The organism is Streptomyces sp. NPDC060184 (genome assembly GCF_042728795.1).
Classification (GTDB): domain Bacteria; phylum Actinomycetota; class Actinomycetes; order Streptomycetales; family Streptomycetaceae; genus Streptomyces.
Map to the genome: position 1 here is coordinate 26,910 of NZ_JBHWYX010000012.1, position 17,162 is coordinate 44,071.

Sequence of the window (17,162 nt, forward strand, 5' to 3'; positions counted from 1 at the left end):
TTTGAGATCACCTGAGGGTATTCCAGACCCTTGATGCTCATAAAGTCCAGGTAAATTTGAAGCAAATTCCCTTGCGCGACCCTTGCGGACACCGATGAAAGAACGCTTCAACTGTGCCTCCACACAAGGGAATTGGAAAGGAATCACCAATAGCCCCCTCACGAAAGGAGCTATCGCGACACAATTCACCAGAGAGGCCGAAGAGGGAAAGTGGTTAATTTTAGATGCATAATGCACATATCGGACCCCATTTCATGCGCACCAACCACCCTCCCGGCCACGCTCAGCAGCAGCGCCGGGGGACTCGGGCGTGCACCGGACGGAGAGCCTGGACAGCCGGGCGTCGGGACGGCCCGCTCGCGCTCATCACCGACGTGACGACGATCCGTTCCGGAAAGAAGAAAAAACAAGTGCAGTTGACGCTTCGTCATATGCACCACTCAGAAGGGCAGTTGCGCTCCTGATGCGAAGAAAGCGGCCCTCCACACCGTCGATACCGGCATTCGTCGGGCCCGTTTTCCGGAACTTCGGTCACCAGCACCCATGTTCGGTGGCCGCGTGGTTCGAGCGGCACGACCGCCACACCGGACGCGGCTCAACCATCCACATCGACTCCACGCACGGGCAACCAAATCCCGCTGATAGCGGCAGGTTCGACATGACCGACGGGCACTGCCCTCACCCCGCTCCGGCCGCGTCCCACCGCCTCGCCGCGCGTACGCCTCAGACCGGCTCCCGCGTCGAGGCCCTCCGCAGCAGTGTGGCCGGTACCAGCCGGTGCCGGGGCAGGTCCCCGGCCACCGTGCCGCCGCCCTGGACGAGCTCTATCAGGAGCTGCGCCGCCTGCTTGCCGATCTCCTCGGGCGCCAGGTCCAGCGCGGTGAGCGCGGGGCGGGCGCTGCGGGCGAACTCGCCGTCGGCGCCGACGACGATCTGGACGTCCTCGGGTACACCGAGGCCCAGTTCGCGGCAGACGGCGAGGGTGGCGAACCCGAACTTCTCCATGACGACGTAGAGCGCGTCGGGGCGGTCCGGCCGGTCGAGGAGCCGGCGGGCGGCGTCGGTGGAGTCGGTGCCGGGTTCCGCCCGGTCCATCAGGACCGGGTTCCCGGTGCGGGCGCACCAGTCGCGGTAGGCGCGGGCCGCGTCCTCGTCGTAGGACTGGCCGGTGGAGCCGGTCAGCAGGCCGATGCGGCGGGCGCCGGTGGCGGCGAGGTGGTCGAAGGCGGCGAGGGCGCAGGTGGACAGCTCGTTGTCGACCCAGGGGAAGGCGTCCTTGCGGGCCAGGTCGCGGCCGGTGGTGACGACGGGGACGCCCATGCCGGAGAGCCGGGTGAGCAGCGGGTCGTCGGTGAGCGGGTCGATGACGATGGTCCCGTCCAGCGGCAGCGACTCGAAGGGGCGGCCGTCGAGTGACGGGGGGACGAGTACGAGGGAGTAGTCGTGGGCCATCGCCGTCCAGGTGGCGGCGTTGACGATCTTGACGAAGTACTCGATGTCGGTGACGCCGCCCTCCACAGCGGAGCGGTGCGTCAGGCCGAGCAGTCCGGTGCGGGCGCCGCGCAGCCCTCGCGCGTTGGGGTTGGCGCGGTAGCCGATCTCGGCGGCGACCGCGAGCACGCGCTCACGGGTCTCGGCGCCGACCCGGCCGACGCCGTTCAGGGCGTGCGAGGCGGTGGTGACCGAGACTCCGGCACGGCGGGCCACTTCGCGCAGCCCGCCCGTCTTCGCACCGCCGGTGGCCCGCGGCCCCGCCCCGCCCGTCTTCGTACCGCCGCCCGCCTTCGCAGGCCCGGAGGTTTTCGCCGCCCCGCCCGCCTTCGCCGTGCCGGAAGCTCTCGCCGTGCCGCCGGCCTTCGCCGCCCCGCCCGTCTTCGCAGGACCGGAAGTGCGGGGCGTGCGGGGCGTGCCGCGCGGGTCCGGCTCTGTGACGTCTGACATGGCGGCGAGCTTACCGGTTGACTGCCAAAACGTTTAGGCAGTACGGTCCGGACCATGCCAAAACGTTTGCGCACTTCTCTGCGGAGTGTTGCCAAAACGTTTTGGCAACCCGTGCGGCGCGTCGGGTCCCCCGCCCGAGCCGCGCCGCGCGGCCCCCGCCGTACCGCTCCACCCCCTCCCCCGTAGCTGCACCCCGCACACCGCCGTGCGGTCATCCGGCTCGCTCCGGGCCTTCCCGTACACCCCTCGTCCCGTCCCTCCAGGCCGGGACGCGAGTCCGCAAAGGACGTCTGCCGACCATGGCCGAGGCCACCGCCACCGCCCCGCCCGGATCCACCGCCCACGCTGCCGACCGGACACCCCCGTCGTCCCAGACGTCCGTCTTCACGGTCGAGCAGCGCGGCATCGACGCCGTCCCCGCCTCCGAACGCCAGGGCGGCCCCGGCCGCCTCTTCGGGCTGTGGGCCGGTACGAACACCACCGTCTTCACCGTCGTCTACGGGGCGCTGGTCGTCTCCTTCGGCCTGTCGTTCTGGTACGCCGTCGCGCTGATCGTGGTCGGCAACGTCCTCGGCTTCACCGTCACCGGCCTGACCAGCCTCCAGGGCCCGCGCACCGGCACCTCCACGCACTCCGTCTCCCGGGCCTCCTTCGGGCCGAACGGCGGACGGCTGCCCGCGCTGCTGAGCTGGGTGATGCTGGTCGGCTTCGAAGCGGGCGGCATGGTCCTCATCGTGCTCGCCGGGCTGGCCCTCCTCGACCAGGCGGGCGTCTCCACGGGCACCCCGATGAAGCTGGTGACCATCGCGGTCGCGGCCGGGCTCCAGATGCTCCTGCCGCTCTCCGGCTACCACCTGATCATGAAGGTGCAGAAGTACTTCGCCTGGATCTTCGCCGCGATGTTCGTCGTCATGGCGGTCCTCGTCTTCCCGAAGGCCGACTTCGCCACGCACGGCGCCGCGCCCTCGGTGGTGACGATCTCCCTGGTCCTGGCCATGGTCACCGCATCCGGCGGGCTGTCCTGGGCGGACATGGGCAGCGACTACTCGCGCTACCTCCCGGCCGACGCCGCGCCCCGCAAGGTGTTCACCTGCGCCGCGCTCGGCGGCATGGTGCCCAACATCGCGCTGCAGATCCTCGGCGCCGCCGTGGCCACCGCGACCACCAACGCCGCCGACCCGATCTCGGGGCTCCCGGAGGTCCTGCCCGGCTGGTTCGTCACCCCCTACCTGCTGCTCGCGATCGTGTCGCTGCTCGCGGTGAACACCACCGACATGTACTCCTCCGGCCTGAACCTGCTGGCCGTCGGCCTCCCGATCAAGCGGTGGATGGTCGTCTTCGTCGACCTGACCCTGTGCACCGCGATCACCCTGTGGGCCGTGTTCTCCGCGGACTTCTACACCCTGCTGTCGAACTTCCTCAGCCTGATCGTGCTCTGGCTCGGCCCGTGGGCCGCCGTCTACCTCACCGACTGGGCGCTGCGCCGCGGCCGGTACCACGTGCCCTCGCTCTTCCCCCGGGAGACCGGGAGCAAGGGCATCTACTGGCACAAGGGCGGGGTGCGCCCGGCCGGGCTGATCGCGGTGCTCCTCGGCTTCGTGGCCGCCATTCTCTGGGTCGACTCCACGGTGTTCGTCGGCCCGCTCTCCGACGCGGCCGGTGGCCTGGACCTGTCGGTCTTCGCCGGTGCGCTCGTCGCGGGCGCCGTCTACTGGCTGCTCGCCCGCCGCACCGTGCGCGCCGAGGCCGAGCTCGTCCTGGACGCCTGAACCCCGGACGCCCGAGGCCCGGACGCCTCGACGCCGGCCGTCCGAACGCCCCCGCACGCACTCTCCCGCACGTGAACCCCCCGCACACCTCTCGTACGCGCCCTGGAGCGAACCCCATGAACCACCCCAGCCTCCGCAGCCTCATCGACGCCTCCGAAGGGGTCGTCAAGGCCGACCGGATCATCAAGGGCGGACAGCTCGTCAACGTCCACACCGGCGAGATCTACCCGGCCGACGTCGCGATCACCGGCGAGCGCGTCGCCGCCACCGGTGACGTCAGCGCGTACGAGGGGCCCGGCACGGAGATCGTCGACGCCACCGGCAAGTACCTCACCCCGGGGCTCATCGACGGCCACCTCCACCTGGAGTGCTCCAAGCTCTCGGTGACGATGTTCGCCGACGCCGCGGTCCGCTACGGCACCACCTCGGTGATCTCCGGTCTCGACCAGTTCCTCGTCGTCGCCGGTCTGGAAGGGGTCCGCGAGGCGCTGCGGGAGGCCGACGCGAGCCCGATGAAGATCTTCTGGGGCGCCCCGTTCAAGACGCCGTACACCCTGCCGGAGACCACGGTCGGGTTCTCCTTCGGCCCCGAGGAGCACGAGGAGACGCAGGGCTGGGCCGAGTGCTTCGGTGTCTGGGAGACGGTCGCGGAGTTCGTCCTCAACCGCGACGAGAAGGTGCTGCGCGCCCTCGAACTCGCCCACCGCAACCGGCTGCCGATCTTCGGCTGCGCCCCGATGGCCGCGCAGACCACCATCAACGCGCTGTCGGCGGCGGGCGTCCGCCTCGACCACGAGAGCTACACCGCCGAGGAGGCCCTCCAGAAGCTGCGGGCCGGCATGTCGCTGCTCATCCGCGAGTCCTCGGTCGCGCACTTCATGAACGAGAACGTGCGTACCGTCACCGAGTTCGGCGCCCAGTCCCGGCACGTCGGGTTCTGCACCGACGACATGCACGTCGCCGACATCATCCGCGAGGGCCACCTCGACAAGCTGGTCCGGATGGCGATCAAGGCCGGTGTCCGTCCGGTCGAGGCGATCCAGATGGCCACCCTGAACTGCGCCGAGATGTACCGCATCGACCACCTCGTCGGCTCGATCACGCCCGGCCGCTTCGCGGACGTCCTGATCGTCGACTCCCCCGAGTCCTTCCAGGTGGAGCGGGTGTTCGCGCGCGGTGAGCTGGTCGCGGAGAACGGCCGCACCCTGCGTGCCCCGCAGCCGCCCGTACGCACCCCGGCGCTCTCCCCCGCCTTCAAGGTGGCCCCGCTCGCGCCGGAGGGCGTCGGCATCGCCGCCGAGGGCGAGGAGGCCCGGGTGCTGGTCGTGGAGATGGACCGCACCGTCCCGTTCGTCCGCAAGGGCGTCGAGATGACGCTGCCGGTGGTCGACGGCACGGTCCGCGCCGACCTCGCGCAGGACGCGCTGTACGTCACGGTCTCCGAGCGGTACGGCAAGAACGACGGCGCCACCGTCACCGCGATGATCAACGGCTTCGGGCTGCGGTCGGGCGCCATCGCCTCCTCGGCCGCGCCCGACGACAACAACATCGTCTGCGTCGGCGCGGACCGGGCCGACATGGCCCTGGCGGTGAACCACCTCTCCGAGCACGGCGGCGGCCAGGTCGTCGTGGACGGCGGCGTGATCAAGGAGTTCCTGCCGCTGCCGGTGGCCGGCATCGTCGCCGACCTCACCCCGGAGGAGATGGCCGACGCGGAGGACCGCCTGGAGGCGGCGTCCCGCGCGCTCGGCTGCGAACTCCCCTCGGCGTTCGGTTACTTGATTTTCCTGGAGATCACCGCGATCCCCGAGTACGCCGTAACCGACCTGGGCGTCGTCAGCTACACCACCCAGGACGTCGTCGACATCCTGCTCCCGGCCGCCAACTGACCAGCTGTATCGAGGAGATCGCCATGACCGAGACCGTCACCGTGGACCCCTTCGTCGCGGGTCTGCCCAAGTGCGAACTGCACCTGCACATCGAGGGCACGCTGGAGCCCGGACTGAAGTTCGCACTCGCCCGCCGCAACGGCGTCGAGCTGCCGTACGCCGACGAGGCCGCGCTGCGCGAGGCGTACGACTTCGACGACCTGCCCGGCTTCCTCGCCGTCTACTACGAGGGCATGTCCGTGCTCCGCACCGAGGCGGACTTCTACGACCTCGCCGCCGCCTACGCGGCCAAGGCGCACGCGCAGAACGTCCGTTACGCGGAGATCTTCTTCGACCCGCAGGCCCACACCGCGCGCGGTGTCGCCTTCGACACCGTCATCCGGGGCCTGACCCGCGCGCTGGACGACGCCGAACGCGCCACGGGCTTCCGGGGCCGTCTGGTGATGTGCTTCCTGCGCGACTTCCAGGCCGAGTTCGCCATGGCGACGCTCGTGCAGGCCCTGCCGTACAAGGAGTGGATCATCGGCGTCGGCCTGGACTCCGACGAGGCGGGCAACCCCCCGGTGAAGTTCCGCGAGGTCTTCGCGCGGGCGCGCGCCGAGGGCTTCCGGCTGACGATGCACTGCGACGTCGACCAGCAGAACTCCACGGAGCACATCCGCCAGGTGCTGGACGAGATCGACGTCGACCGCATCGACCACGGCGTCAACGCGCTGGATGACCCGGCGCTGGTGGCCCGCATCGTCGAGCGCGGCATCGGCCTCACCGTGTGCCCGATCTCCAACTCCCACGTCACGGACGGCCTGAAGGCCGCCGAGATCCGCGCGCTCCTCGACCAGGGCGTCAAGATCACGGTCAACTCCGACGACCCGGCGTACTTCCCGGGTTACGTCTCCGAGAACCTCGCGGCCCTGCGCGGCCCCGCCGCCCTCTCGGACGAGGAACTGGTCCGCCTCCAGCGGAACGCCATCGAGGTCTCGTGGGCGGCGCCCTCGGTCCGGGAGAGCTTCCTCGCCGAACTGGACGCGTACGAGGGCTGATCCTCCGGTCACCCGTGTCCGGACGAAGGTGACCGGACACGGGTGACCGGAACACCGGTGCCCCGGACACAGGCGCGGATGCCCCGGAACGCGGGCGACCGGACACGGGGTGAGGGGTTCGCGGCTGCGCGGACCCCTCACCCGTCTTCGCCGGGCGGGTGGTGCGGGGCACGCGCACAGGCGGCCCGCGGGGAGAATCCCCCTCATGGACGCATCTCCCGCCCCCTGGCGGAACACCACGCACGACTGGGCGAGCACCGTGGACCACGCCCATCTCGCCCACGTCCGGGACGATCCGGCCGCGTTCGCTCCCGGCGGCCCGGACCATCTGGTGCTGGAGGTCATCGCCTACGCGGCGGACGAGGCGGAGGACCGGGGCGGCGGGCGCTGTACGGTCACCCTCCACCCGGACGGCTCGGTCTCCGTCGCGGACGACGGCCGGGGCACGGACACTCGGCTCGACGCGCGGGGCCGCCCGGTGAAGAAACCGGTCATGGCCACCAAGGACCTCCGGTTCTTCGACCGTCCCGGTGCCCAGGCACTCCCCGACGGGCACCCGCGACGCGGGATGTCGGTCGTGGCGGCGCTCAGCGAGTGGCTCGTCCACACCAACCGGCGGGCGGGCGGCGCCTGGACGCAGCGCTACGCGTACGGGGTCCCGGTGACGGACCTGACGCCGGTCGCGGACGACGGCACGAGGGGAACGACCGTCCGGTTCCGCCTCTCCGGGGAACTGTGCGCCGTCCCCCTCTCCCCGGGAGCGTTCGAGCGGTCGTGGCCCCGGCTCGCCGTCGAGGTCCGCGACCTCCGTGGGGCGTGAGGGCTCATGCCCGTCGCCGCCCGACCACGTCCTCGTAGGTCCGGCGCAGGGTGGCGGTGACCACGTCGATGGTGAAGTCGGCGTTGACCAGGTCCCAGGCGGCCTGGCCGGCCTCGGCGGCGGCCTCCGGCTCCAGCAGCTCCAGCACCGCCCCGGCCACCTTCGCGGCGTTGGCCGCGTCCTCGCCGACCCGGCTGTCGATCACGCGGCCCGCCCCGGCCTTCGCCACGTCCGGGCCGAGGCCGCAGGTGCGGGTGATGACGACCGGGGTGCCGACCGACATCGCCTCCAGGACCGAGACCCCCAGGGGCTCCTCGATCGACGGGAGCACGTAGACGTCGGCCTCGCGGCCCGCCGCCAGGACCTCCTCGTGGCCGAGCGGGCCCACGTGGTCGAGGGAGCCGGTGACGCCGAGCTTCTCGGCCAGCGCCAGGGTGCCCGCCAGGGCGCCGGTGTCCGGGCCCGCGAGCACGAAGCGGGCGTCGGGGTGGTGGGCGAGCACGGCGGGCATCGCGGCGACGAAGTCCTCGGGGCGCTTGCGCTCCTGGACGCGGGCGAGGAAGAGGACGGTGGGCGGCCGGCCGGGCGCGCGGGCCGGTTTGCGCTCCTGGGGGCGTACTCCGTTGACCAGCCGGACCGTGCGGGTGAGGGCGACCGGCGCGGCCACCGCGTTGACGTCGAGGCGCTCCGTCTCGGTGAGGTGCAGGACGGCGTCCGCCTCCCGGAGCACTTTGCGCACGCCGAGCAGGTCGGTCAGTTTCGCCACGGGCTTCTCGGTGGGGTCGATCATGCCGTGCGTCTGCACGACCAGCGGGGTGCGGGTCGCGAGCGCGAGGAGGGCGACGGGCAGGGTCACCAGGTCGCGCATGAGGTGGACGTGGACGAGGTCCGCGTCGCGCATGGCGCGGCGGGCGGCGCGCAGCAGGGCCAGGGAGGTGATCCCGCTGACCTCGAACATCGGCAGGACGTGCCGGGCGCGGTGGAGGAGGGCCGGAACTCCTTCTATTTCGCTGGGGAGTTCGCCGGGACCGAAGCCGTCGCCCAGGGCCATGACGCGGGCGTCGTCACCGGCCGCCCGCTGGACCTTGGAGAGATTGAGCGCCACCCGGGTGGGCCCGCCGAACGCGTGGTCCGGGGTGTGCAGCGTGACGACGTGCAGGATTTTCACCAGGGTTCCCCTCAACCTCGGCCGGTTTTCACAGAGTAGTCATCGCATCCCCTCAAGTGGCCTGATTCGTTAAGGTGTTCGCAGGTCCACGGAACGGGGGGCGCATGACGTCCGTGTACGACACGGCTCCGGGTTCGAAGGCCGGTGCGGCCGGTGCGGCCCGCGCGGCCACGATCCGGCGGACCCTGGAGCCCGTGACGAGGCCGCTCGCCTGGGCGATGCTGTCGCGTGCGCTGGCGGTGCCGCTGATCCTGGGCCTGGTCGTCTTCCTGCCCGCGGTGGTCGCGGCGCAGCCGGGGACGGGCGGCCGGGACACCGTGTTCTGGCTGCAACTCGTGATGACGTGCTATGCGGGCGCCCGGCTGGCGACGATGATCCTCTCCACCCGGCGACGGCTGCTCCAGGGCGTGTTCTGGATGTTCGTGTATATCGCGATGGGGGTCGCGCCGCTGGCGCAGGCGGTGATCGGGCAGACGCCGACTCCCCTGGTGGGGCCCCGCGCGGATCTGGTGACGGCCACCGCGATGATCCTGGTCGGGTGCTCGGCGTTCGACCTGGGCGCGCTGCTGGCATCGCGTCGCCCGCTGCGGCGCCGGTCCCCCTCCTCCCGGACGCGGCACGGCCGTCCCGCCCTCGCGAGCCGTACCCGGCTGCGGCTGCTGTTGCTGCTGGCGTTCGCGGCGAGCGGGTACTACGTGGTGAAGCTCGGCGGCCCCGCGATCTTCTTCAGCAGCCGCCAGGAGATCAGCGCGTCGGTGGCCGAGAGCGGGGTCGCCTCGGCCGAGTCGAACGTCGGCTCGGCGTTCCTGAAGGGCTTCGGCACGGTGCCCGCGCTGCTGGCCCTGCTCTTCTGGACGCGCCGCCTGGTGACCTCGCGCCGGGCCCGCCGTTCGCCGTCGACGGTGCTGGCGTGGACCGCGCTGCTGGCGCTCAATCTCGTCGTCAACAATCCGATCTCCAACGCGCGTTACTGGTTCCTGACGGTGCTCGTCTCGCTGCTCTTCACGGCGTTCCCGAGCAGCGCGGCGGTGTACCGCACGGTGCTGGCGCTGGGCGTGGTGGGGGCGCTGGTGCTCTTCCCGTACGCGGACAAGTTCCGGTACGACGACAACGGCTACCGGCCGGTTCAGTCGTCCTCGCCCTTCGAGCCGCTGGCGACGAAGGACTACGACCAGACGGTCATGTTCGCCAACACCATCGCCTGGGTGGACACCCGGGGCCACACATACGGCCGCCAACTCGCGGGCTCCGCGCTGTTCTTCGTACCGCGCGCGGTGTGGAGCGGGAAGCCGGAGGACACCGGGGTCCGGGTGGGGCAGTGGATGGGGATGAACATGACCAACCTCTCGGCCCCGCTGTGGACCGAGTTCTGGGTGGACTTCGGTCCGGCCGGGATGGCCGGTGGGCTCGCGCTGATCGGGTACGTCGCCGCGCGCACCGACCGCCGGTACGCGCGCGCGGTCACCCGGGCCGGGCCGGGCCCGGGGAGCGTGCTGGCGATCGCGGCGCCGCTGGTGGCGGGCTACACCTTCATCCTGCTGCGCGGCCCGCTCCTCCAGTCGGTGGGGAAGCTCGCCATCGCGGCGCTCTGCCTGGCGTTCGTCACCACGTTCACGGAGCGGAGCGAACGGCCCTCGCGCTGACGGCCTCCGTACCGGCCCCGTCGGCGCGCCGCAGCCTGGCGACCCGGGTCCAGGTGGCGGCGGCCTTGCAGACGGAGCCCAGGCAGAGCCCCCAGGCGGCGCCGGTGACCCCGGCGGCCAGGTAGCCGGCGATCAGGAAGACGACGGCGGCGAGCGAGAACACCACCTGGATGGAGAGCGTGGTGCGCGGGTCGAGCATCCGCAGGGCGAGGAGCCCGCAGGTGCCGAAGGCCATCGCCGCGTACTGGCTGCCGGTCGCGGGCAGCAGCGCGGCGGCCAACTGCCAGGTGTCGCCGAGGAGTTGGCCGCCTGCCCTGTCCGGGAGGAGGGCGAGGACGGTGGCCCAGAGCGCGGCGGTCGCGGCGAGCACCCCGGCGAGCGCGGCGGTGGCCCGTATCCGGCGCCGCTCGTCGCCGACCCGGGCCAGCAGCGGCGGTCCGAAGCTGGTGGCGGAGGTGAACAGCACGTTGAGCGGCCCGAAGAGGGTGGTCGCGCCGCGCAGAGCGCCCACCACGAGCGGGCTGCCGACCGTGCCGAGGCCGAGCACGGAGAGCTGGCTGGTGGCGTTGCCGACCCCGAACTCCACGACGAACCGCTGCCCCAGGTGACCGCGGCGCAGGTACGGGCGGATGTCGGTGCGCGCTCCGGCGGTACGGCTCCGCAGCAGGGCGGCGGAGAGCAGCAGCGCGGGGAGGGCGGAGAGCCCCCAGACGGCGACCAGCCGGGCGGCCCCGGCCCCGTGGCTCTGCGCCCCGAGCGCGCCCAGGACGCAGCCGAGGCGGAGCAGGTCGGCGGCGAGGGCGAGGTGCGGCAGGCGCAGGGTGGAGAAGGCGTACCGCATCGCGTCCTGGCCGAGGACGACCGGCAGGACGAGTCCGAGCGCCAGCAGGGCGCGGGCGGTGTCCCCCGGGACGAGGAGGGCGCCGCCCGCGAGCAGGGCGCCGAGCACGGTCGACGCGAGCAGGGCGAAGGCGACGGCGGAGCGGCAGGCGTCGCGGGCCGCCTCGCCGCCGCGGGTGAGGACGAGCGGCTGGCCGGTGTAGGCGCCGAAGACGCCGAGCAGCACGGTGAAGACGAGGTAGACCGCGGAGAACCGGGCGAAGTCCGCGACGGTGGAGAGCCGGGCCGCCGCGACGAGCACCAGGATGTTGGTCAGGGCGGCGACCCCCTGGTCCGCGACGGAGCTGACGACCGCGCCGCGGGCCCTCACCGGCGGGCGGGCGGCACGGTGAAGGTGCGCAGCCCCATCGTCTCCGCCGGGTCGCCGGTGATCTCCGGGCGGTCGGCCTCGTCGGGTTCGGCCCCCGGTCCGCCACCGCCGCCTCGCCGTCCGGCGGACTTCTGGTGCTTCCGGTGCTCCTTGCGGGCCCGCCGGGTGCGTCCGGGGTGCAGGAGCACCCCGAGCAGGTGGCCGCCGGCCGCGCCGACGACCTCACGGATGCGCTCCAGGTCGCTGCGGTGCACCTCGCGCGGGTCGCAGACGATCATGACGCCGCCCACCCGGTCCACGAGGGCGACGGCGTCGGCGTACGAGAGGACGGGCGGGGCCAGCACGACGACGACGGCTCCGGGCGCGTCCGCCTCGGCGACGATCCGTCCGACCGGGGCCGAGGTGAGGGCGCGGGGGACGTTGTCCACCCGGGCGCCCGCCACCAGGGCGAAGGCGCCGGAGCCGGGCACGTCGACGTTGGTACGGCTGCCGGCGGGCCAGCCGCGCTTGTCGTCCGAGGCCCACCGGGGCCGGGGCTCGCTGACCGCCGGGCCCAGGTCGCGGGCGAGGGAGGGGGTCCGCAGGTCCGCCTCGACGAGGAGGACGTCGCGGCCCATCTCGGCGAAGGCGGCGGCGACGTTGGCCGCCGCGGCGGTGGCGGCCGAGTTGTCCCCGCGCGGGGCGGTGACCAGCAGGCGGCGGTTGTCGGCGAAGGCGGGGTCGTAGGCGAGCCGGAAGGCCACCGCGCGGTACTCCTCGGCGAGTCTGCTGCCGCCGCGTCCGATGGCGAGCAGGGCGGTCGCGGCGGCGCGCTCCCTGGGGAGGGTGCCGAGCAGGGGGGCGCCGAGCGAGCGGACCAGTTCGTGGGTGGAGCGTACGGTCGGATCGAAGACCAGGCGGACCCAGGAGAGCAGCAGCCCGAGCGCGAGGCCGACGACTCCGCCGAGGCCGAGGAGGAGCGGCAGGCCCGCGCCGGTGGGGGCGGTGGGCGCCACCGGCTTCTTGTTGAGGTAGCCGGGGGTGGCGTCGAGTGCCTTCAGCTCGGATATTTTCTGGCTGAGTTCGGAGATGGAGACGATGAGGCTCGCGCGGGCGCTGGTGATGTCGTCGGCGGTGGAGGAGCCGATCTGCTCCTCCAGTTGGTCGCGCTTCTCCTCCAGCGGTTTGAGCTGGGCGCGGTAGCCGTTCGCCATGTTCTCGATGCTGTCCTCGGTGAGCTGCTTCCGGTTGGCGAGGTAGGCCGTGGCGAGGGCTTCGGCGCGGTCCCGCGCCTGCTGCGGGGTGGCGCCGGTGTAGGCGAACCGGAGGGTGAGGGTGTTCGGCGGGTTGGTGACCTGGAGCCCGGCGAGCAGGTCGCGGGAGGAGACCTGCTCGCCCTTGGCCGCCAGGGTGCGGGAGGCGAGGATGCCGACGGTGTCGCTGACGGCGGTCTGGCGTTCGGAGCCGATGTTGATGCCCTTGTCGGCGGAGGCTCCGGTGGCGAAGGGGTCGGCGGTCGCGGAGCGCACCAGCACCTCGCCGGTGGCCGAGTACGTCTCGTCGCCCGCGACGGCGAGGTAGCCGCCGCCGAGGAGCCCGAGGAGCACCCCGGTGGCGAGCAGGCTGCGGTAGCGCAGCAGCTGGCGGAACTGGTCGCGCAGGAGCGCCGGCTCGTCCTGGTCGTCCAGGGGTCGGATCGGATGGGTCATCGGCGTGCGCTCCCTCGTGCGGTCCCTCGGGCGTTGTCGAGTGCCTCGGCGAGCAGGGCGTCGAAACGGGCGAGCCCCGCCTCGCGGCTCAGGTGCTGTGCGACGTACGTGACTCCGCGCGTGCCGAGCCGGTCGGCTTCCGCGCGGTCGGCGGCCAGGTGGCGTACGGCGGCGAGCAGCGCGGCCGGGTCCTCGGGCCGCACCAGCACCCCGGCGCCGGAGCGGCGGACCTCCTCGGCGGTGCCGCCGCCGTCGGCCACGGACGCGACGACGGGCCGTCCGGAGACGAAGTAGGAGGTGAGTTTGGAGGGGACGGACATGTCGAGGACGGAGGCGCGCTGGGTGACGGCGAGGACGTCGGCTGCGGCGAGGACGTCGGTGAAGTCCTCGGCCGCTGCGGGCGGCAGGAAGTCGAGGTTGGCGAGCCCCGTCGCCCGTGCGCGCAGCGCCTCGCGCTGGTTGCCGTCGCCCATCAGGACGACCCGGACGTCGGGCGCCAGCCGGGCGAGGTCGACGAGCACGTCGAGTCCCTGCTTGAGCCCCATGTTCCCCGAGTGGAGCAGCACGGGGGTGTCCGGGTGCCAGCCGAGGCGGGCGCGGGTGGCCGCCCGGTCGGCCGTGGGCCCCTGCACATGGGTCCAGTTGGGGACGGTACGGATGCGGGCCGGGTCGACGCCGAGGGCTCGCACACCGGGCACGAAGCTCTCGTGGATGACGCCGACCAGCGCCGCGTCGCGCAGCGCGTACCGCTCGGCCGCCGCCGCGGCGGACGCCGCCCTGCCGCCGCCCCGGATGCCGCTCTGGGCGGCGGCTGCGCCCATCAGGTCCTGGACGACGGGGATGTACGGGACGCCGTGGCGGCGGGCGATCCGGGCGCCGACGACGCCGCCCGCGAGGCTCGGCATCTGGGCGACGACGGCGTCCGGACGGCCGGGCGGCGGGGCGAGCAGTCCGTGGCCGAGGACGGTCAGTTCGAACAGACCCCGGCGCAGGGCGGTCTGCCGGGGCGGTACGTAGTGGCGCCGGCGGTGGACGTGGACCCCCTCGCGTCTCTCCGTGGTGCGCCAGACGCCCCGGTACTCCGGGTCGGTCCGCCAGGACGGGTAGTGCGGCATCCCGGTCAGGACGTCGGCGCGCGCGGCCGTGGCCGCCCAGTGTTCGGCGAGCTGGGTGGCGTACGGGCCGATGCCGGTCAGCTCCGGCGCGTAGTTGGTCGAGACCACCAGGATTCTGCGGTCGTGCAGCGGTGTACGTGGTGCGGCAGCGGACATCGGACGATCGCCTTCCCCCCGGAACGGCCCCTGTTCCCCGAGGGAACAGCCCCGCGTCGAGCTTATCCGTTCACGGGTTGCACAAGTGTTCTTCACAGTAAGGTCGTTGGAAACATCAGCACATGACGTTCACCGTGGGGGGAGAGAACGGATGGTGCAGCACAGGGTGGGTTACGCACCGGGCGTGTACGACCTGTTCCACGTGGGTCACCTCAACATCCTTCGTCATGCCCGCAGTCAGTGCGACTACCTGGTCGCCGGGGTCGTCTCCGACGAGATGGCCGAGCTCGCCAAGGGCCACCGGCCGGTGATCCCGCTGCGGGAGCGGCTGGAGATCGTCCGCAGCATCCGCCACGTGGACGCCGCGTTCGTGGAGACCGTGCCGGAGAAGATCGACACCTGGCAGCAGGTCCGCTTCGACGTGATCTTCAAGGGCGACGACTGGCGGGGCACGGAGAAGGGGCAGAAGCTCGAACGCGACTTCGCCGAAGTCGGCGTGGAGGTCGTGTACTTCCCGTACACCGTGCACACGTCCAGCACCCAGCTGCGCGAGGCGCTGGACGTGCTCGTCACGCGGCCCGGAGCGCTCTCAGCTCCCTGAACCACTTGGCCAGGAACGCCACCAGGAAGAGCGCGTGCACGGCGGCGAGCACCGCGTACCCCGCCAGGAAGGCCGCCGGCTCGCCGAGCAGCAGGAAGACCAGGCAGAAGACCCCGTAGTCGGCCGGGAGCAGGGCGACGGCGCGGACCGGGGAGACCGGTCCGGCGGGGGCCGCGGGGACGGTGGAGGCGGCGGCCTCCGCGTCCGTGCGCTGCGCGGCCTTGCCCAGCTGCTCGCGCAGAAGTCCGGCGCAGAAGGTCAGGACGGCGGTGAAGAGGAAGCCGAGCGGCAGCAACAGCCATGCCTCGCCGCGCTGTTCGCCGACGCCGTAGAGGTCGCAGCGGTAGAGGGAGATCAGTACGGCCGTGTGGACCAGGATCATCTTGGCGCAGTCCACCACGTGGTCGAGCCACTCCCCGTCGGGGCCGCCGCGTCCGGTGAGCCGGGCGAGCTGGCCGTCGGCGGAGTCGAAGGCGAAGCCGACCACCAGCCCGGCCCAGACGAGCACCCCGAGCGTCCACGAGGGCCCGGACAGCGCGAGGGCCGCGAGCGAGGTGAAGGTGAACACGGCGCTCACCAGCGTGACTTGGTTGGGTGTGAGCCCCGCCCGGTAGGCCACCGCCGCGAGCACCCGGCCGGCGGGCCTGTTCACGTACCGCGAGTAGAGCGAGACGCCCTTGGCCGTCTTCTGTGCCCCGCGCAACTCGCGCAGCACCGTACCCGTGCTTCCCATACGCCCCCCAGCGTCCGGCAGTTGACCCGCATCATGACACGCTTCCGTTTACGGGCATACCGCGCCGAAGAGGCGTGGACCTTTCGGTGGACCTTTCAAGAGTCAGTGTTCTTCGGTGAGTTGGGTGTCCAGATCGTCGAAGAGCAGGTCGTCGTGGTCGATCTGGCCGGTCCGGTACGCGGACCGGGCGACCAGGTGTGCGGCCACCGGACCGGTCATCATCTGGAAGAAGAGGATCAGGGCGAGGGTCGCGAGATCCATCCCGCTGCGCAGCCGCATCGCCACTCCGACGAGCACCAGCAGGATGCCGAGGGTCTGCGGCTTGGTCGCGGCGTGGCTGCGGGAGAGGACGTCGGGCAGCCGGAGCATGCCGAGGGTGCCGAGCAGGCAGGTCGCCGCGCCGAGCAGGATGGCGACGGCTCCCGCGGTGTCGACGACGGTGAGCCAGGTGGTCACGACCCGTTCTCCTTCGTGTCGTTGGGGCGGTCCGGCCGGGGACGCGGGCGCGGGCGGTCGCGTACCGCGATGAAGCGGGCGATACCGACGGACCCGGTGAAGCCGAGGAACGCCAGCACCAGCATGATCGGGAAGTAGAAGGTGTCGCGCACCAGCGCCGCGCGGGCCCCGAGTCCGGCGATGATCAGGGCCGCGCACACGTCGAGCGAGAGCGCGCGGTCGAGCATCGAGGGGCCGCGCCAGATGCGGGCGAGCAGCAGCAGCCCGGCGACGACGATCATCGCCACCGCCACGTACAGCAGCCACCGGTCGACGTTCTCGGTCGTGGTCATGCGGGGGTGCTCCCGGTCTGCGGGTGGGACGGCGGCGGCTCCGCGACCCGGGCGATCTCGTCCCGGGTCCCGAACGCCCGCACGGCCAGGGCCTCCATCCGCCACACCGAGCGCCGGGCGGCGTCGAGTTCGGCGGGCCGGTCGGCGTCGAGCACGTGCAGGAAGACGGTCGCGGTGGAGCGGCGCACCTCGACGATGGCGCCGCCCGGCACGTTGGAGACGGCGACGGCGGTGGCGGTGAGCATCAGGTCGCTCCGGCAGCGCAGCGGCACCGCGATGACGGCGGCCCGGTGCGGCCTCCCCGCGAGGATCTGCCCGGCCACCTTCACCCCGGAGGTGACCATGTCGTACAGCAGATAGCCGGCGAGCACCAGGATGCCCCAGGGGTGCAGCCGCAGCCCGAGGTCGACCCGGGGCAGTGGGAAGGCCAGGCAGACGGCCACCGCGACGACCACCCCGATGAGGACGTTGGCCCAGGTCAGGGTGGACCAGAGCATCACCCAGATCACGGTGAGCCAGCCGATGAGCGGCAGGTCGAGCACGCGGCGCCCGCTCCTGCCCAGGGTGACGCTGAGCGGGGGCATCCCGGGCCCGTGCGGGA

General features: G+C 72.2%; 15 protein-coding genes. 6 read left to right on the forward strand and 9 right to left on the reverse strand.

The window, feature by feature from the left end:
* Positions 1-723: 723 nt before the first annotated feature.
* Entirely contained in the window at positions 724-1,941 is a 1,218-nt protein-coding gene (locus ACFWEE_RS10600) for a LacI family DNA-binding transcriptional regulator (protein ID WP_386888215.1), read from the reverse strand.
* 299 nt (positions 1,942-2,240) lie between these two features.
* On the opposite strand from ACFWEE_RS10600, the gene ACFWEE_RS10605 reads away from it, so the two are divergent.
* The 4 genes from ACFWEE_RS10605 to ACFWEE_RS10620 all read left to right on the forward strand — a co-directional run bounded on the left by ACFWEE_RS10605 (position 2,241) and on the right by ACFWEE_RS10620 (position 7,459).
* Positions 2,241-3,710, forward strand: a complete 1,470-nt coding sequence (locus tag ACFWEE_RS10605; RefSeq protein WP_386888216.1) for a purine-cytosine permease family protein — start codon at positions 2,241-2,243, stop codon at positions 3,708-3,710.
* Positions 3,711-3,826: 116 nt separating this feature from the next.
* A complete protein-coding gene (locus ACFWEE_RS10610) occupies positions 3,827-5,599 on the forward strand; it encodes an adenine deaminase C-terminal domain-containing protein (protein ID WP_386888217.1) in 1,773 nt (590 codons plus the stop codon).
* 23 nt (positions 5,600-5,622) lie between these two features.
* On the forward strand, positions 5,623-6,639 hold the full coding sequence (locus ACFWEE_RS10615; RefSeq protein ID WP_386888218.1) for an adenosine deaminase: 1,017 nt from the start codon (positions 5,623-5,625) through the stop codon (positions 6,637-6,639).
* Between the two features lie 205 nt (positions 6,640-6,844).
* Positions 6,845-7,459, forward strand: coding sequence for an ATP-binding protein (locus ACFWEE_RS10620; protein ID WP_386888219.1), 615 nt, complete (start codon positions 6,845-6,847; stop codon positions 7,457-7,459).
* 4 nt (positions 7,460-7,463) lie between these two features.
* Here ACFWEE_RS10620 and ACFWEE_RS10625 read toward each other — a convergent pair whose 3' ends face one another.
* On the reverse strand, positions 7,464-8,627 hold the full coding sequence (locus tag ACFWEE_RS10625) for a glycosyltransferase (RefSeq protein ID WP_386888220.1): 1,164 nt from the start codon (positions 8,625-8,627) through the stop codon (positions 7,464-7,466).
* A gap of 104 nt (positions 8,628-8,731) precedes the next feature.
* Here ACFWEE_RS10625 and ACFWEE_RS10630 point away from each other — a divergent pair, with 104 nt between their 5' ends.
* Complete coding sequence (locus ACFWEE_RS10630; protein ID WP_386888221.1) at positions 8,732-10,270, forward strand: hypothetical protein; 1,539 nt, start codon at positions 8,732-8,734, stop codon at positions 10,268-10,270.
* Here ACFWEE_RS10630 and ACFWEE_RS10635 read toward each other — a convergent pair.
* The 3 genes from ACFWEE_RS10635 to ACFWEE_RS10645 are packed head-to-tail and all read right to left on the reverse strand — an operon-like array spanning position 10,239 to position 14,439.
* Positions 10,239-11,480: a hypothetical protein gene (locus tag ACFWEE_RS10635; protein ID WP_386888222.1), complete on the reverse strand. Its 1,242-nt coding sequence runs from the start codon at positions 11,478-11,480 to the stop codon at positions 10,239-10,241. The two genes, ACFWEE_RS10630 and ACFWEE_RS10635, sit on opposite strands and share 32 nt — an antisense overlap.
* Complete coding sequence (locus ACFWEE_RS10640; protein WP_386888223.1) at positions 11,477-13,168, reverse strand: lipopolysaccharide biosynthesis protein; 1,692 nt, start codon at positions 13,166-13,168, stop codon at positions 11,477-11,479. Before ACFWEE_RS10640 ends, ACFWEE_RS10635 begins: the two co-directional genes overlap by 4 nt.
* Complete coding sequence (locus tag ACFWEE_RS10645) at positions 13,165-14,439, reverse strand: glycosyltransferase (RefSeq protein ID WP_386888224.1); 1,275 nt, start codon at positions 14,437-14,439, stop codon at positions 13,165-13,167. The genes ACFWEE_RS10640 and ACFWEE_RS10645 overlap by 4 nt, the downstream gene beginning before the upstream one ends.
* A gap of 151 nt (positions 14,440-14,590) precedes the next feature.
* Here ACFWEE_RS10645 and ACFWEE_RS10650 point away from each other — a divergent pair, with 151 nt between their 5' ends.
* A complete protein-coding gene (locus tag ACFWEE_RS10650; RefSeq protein WP_386888225.1) occupies positions 14,591-15,040 on the forward strand; it encodes an adenylyltransferase/cytidyltransferase family protein in 450 nt (149 codons plus the stop codon).
* Here the strand turns inward: ACFWEE_RS10650 and ACFWEE_RS10655 are convergent.
* The 4 genes from ACFWEE_RS10655 to ACFWEE_RS10670 form a co-directional block, all read right to left on the reverse strand.
* The gene (locus tag ACFWEE_RS10655) at positions 15,009-15,773 is read right to left on the reverse strand and encodes a CDP-alcohol phosphatidyltransferase family protein (RefSeq protein ID WP_386888226.1); all 765 of its coding nucleotides are present in this window, start codon (positions 15,771-15,773) and stop codon (positions 15,009-15,011) included. The genes ACFWEE_RS10650 and ACFWEE_RS10655 overlap by 32 nt on opposite strands.
* Before the next feature lie 102 nt (positions 15,774-15,875).
* Positions 15,876-16,229 carry a monovalent cation/H(+) antiporter subunit G gene (mnhG, locus tag ACFWEE_RS10660; protein ID WP_386888227.1) on the reverse strand — a complete coding sequence of 118 codons (354 nt, stop codon included), beginning with the start codon at positions 16,227-16,229 and terminating at the stop codon, positions 15,876-15,878.
* Positions 16,226-16,561, reverse strand: coding sequence for a monovalent cation/H+ antiporter complex subunit F (locus ACFWEE_RS10665; RefSeq protein ID WP_386888228.1), 336 nt, complete (start codon positions 16,559-16,561; stop codon positions 16,226-16,228). The genes mnhG and ACFWEE_RS10665 overlap by 4 nt, the downstream gene beginning before the upstream one ends.
* Positions 16,558-17,145, reverse strand: a complete 588-nt coding sequence (locus ACFWEE_RS10670; RefSeq protein WP_386888318.1) for a Na+/H+ antiporter subunit E — start codon at positions 17,143-17,145, stop codon at positions 16,558-16,560. Before ACFWEE_RS10670 ends, ACFWEE_RS10665 begins: the two co-directional genes overlap by 4 nt.
* Between the last annotated feature and the right edge of the window lie 17 nt (positions 17,146-17,162).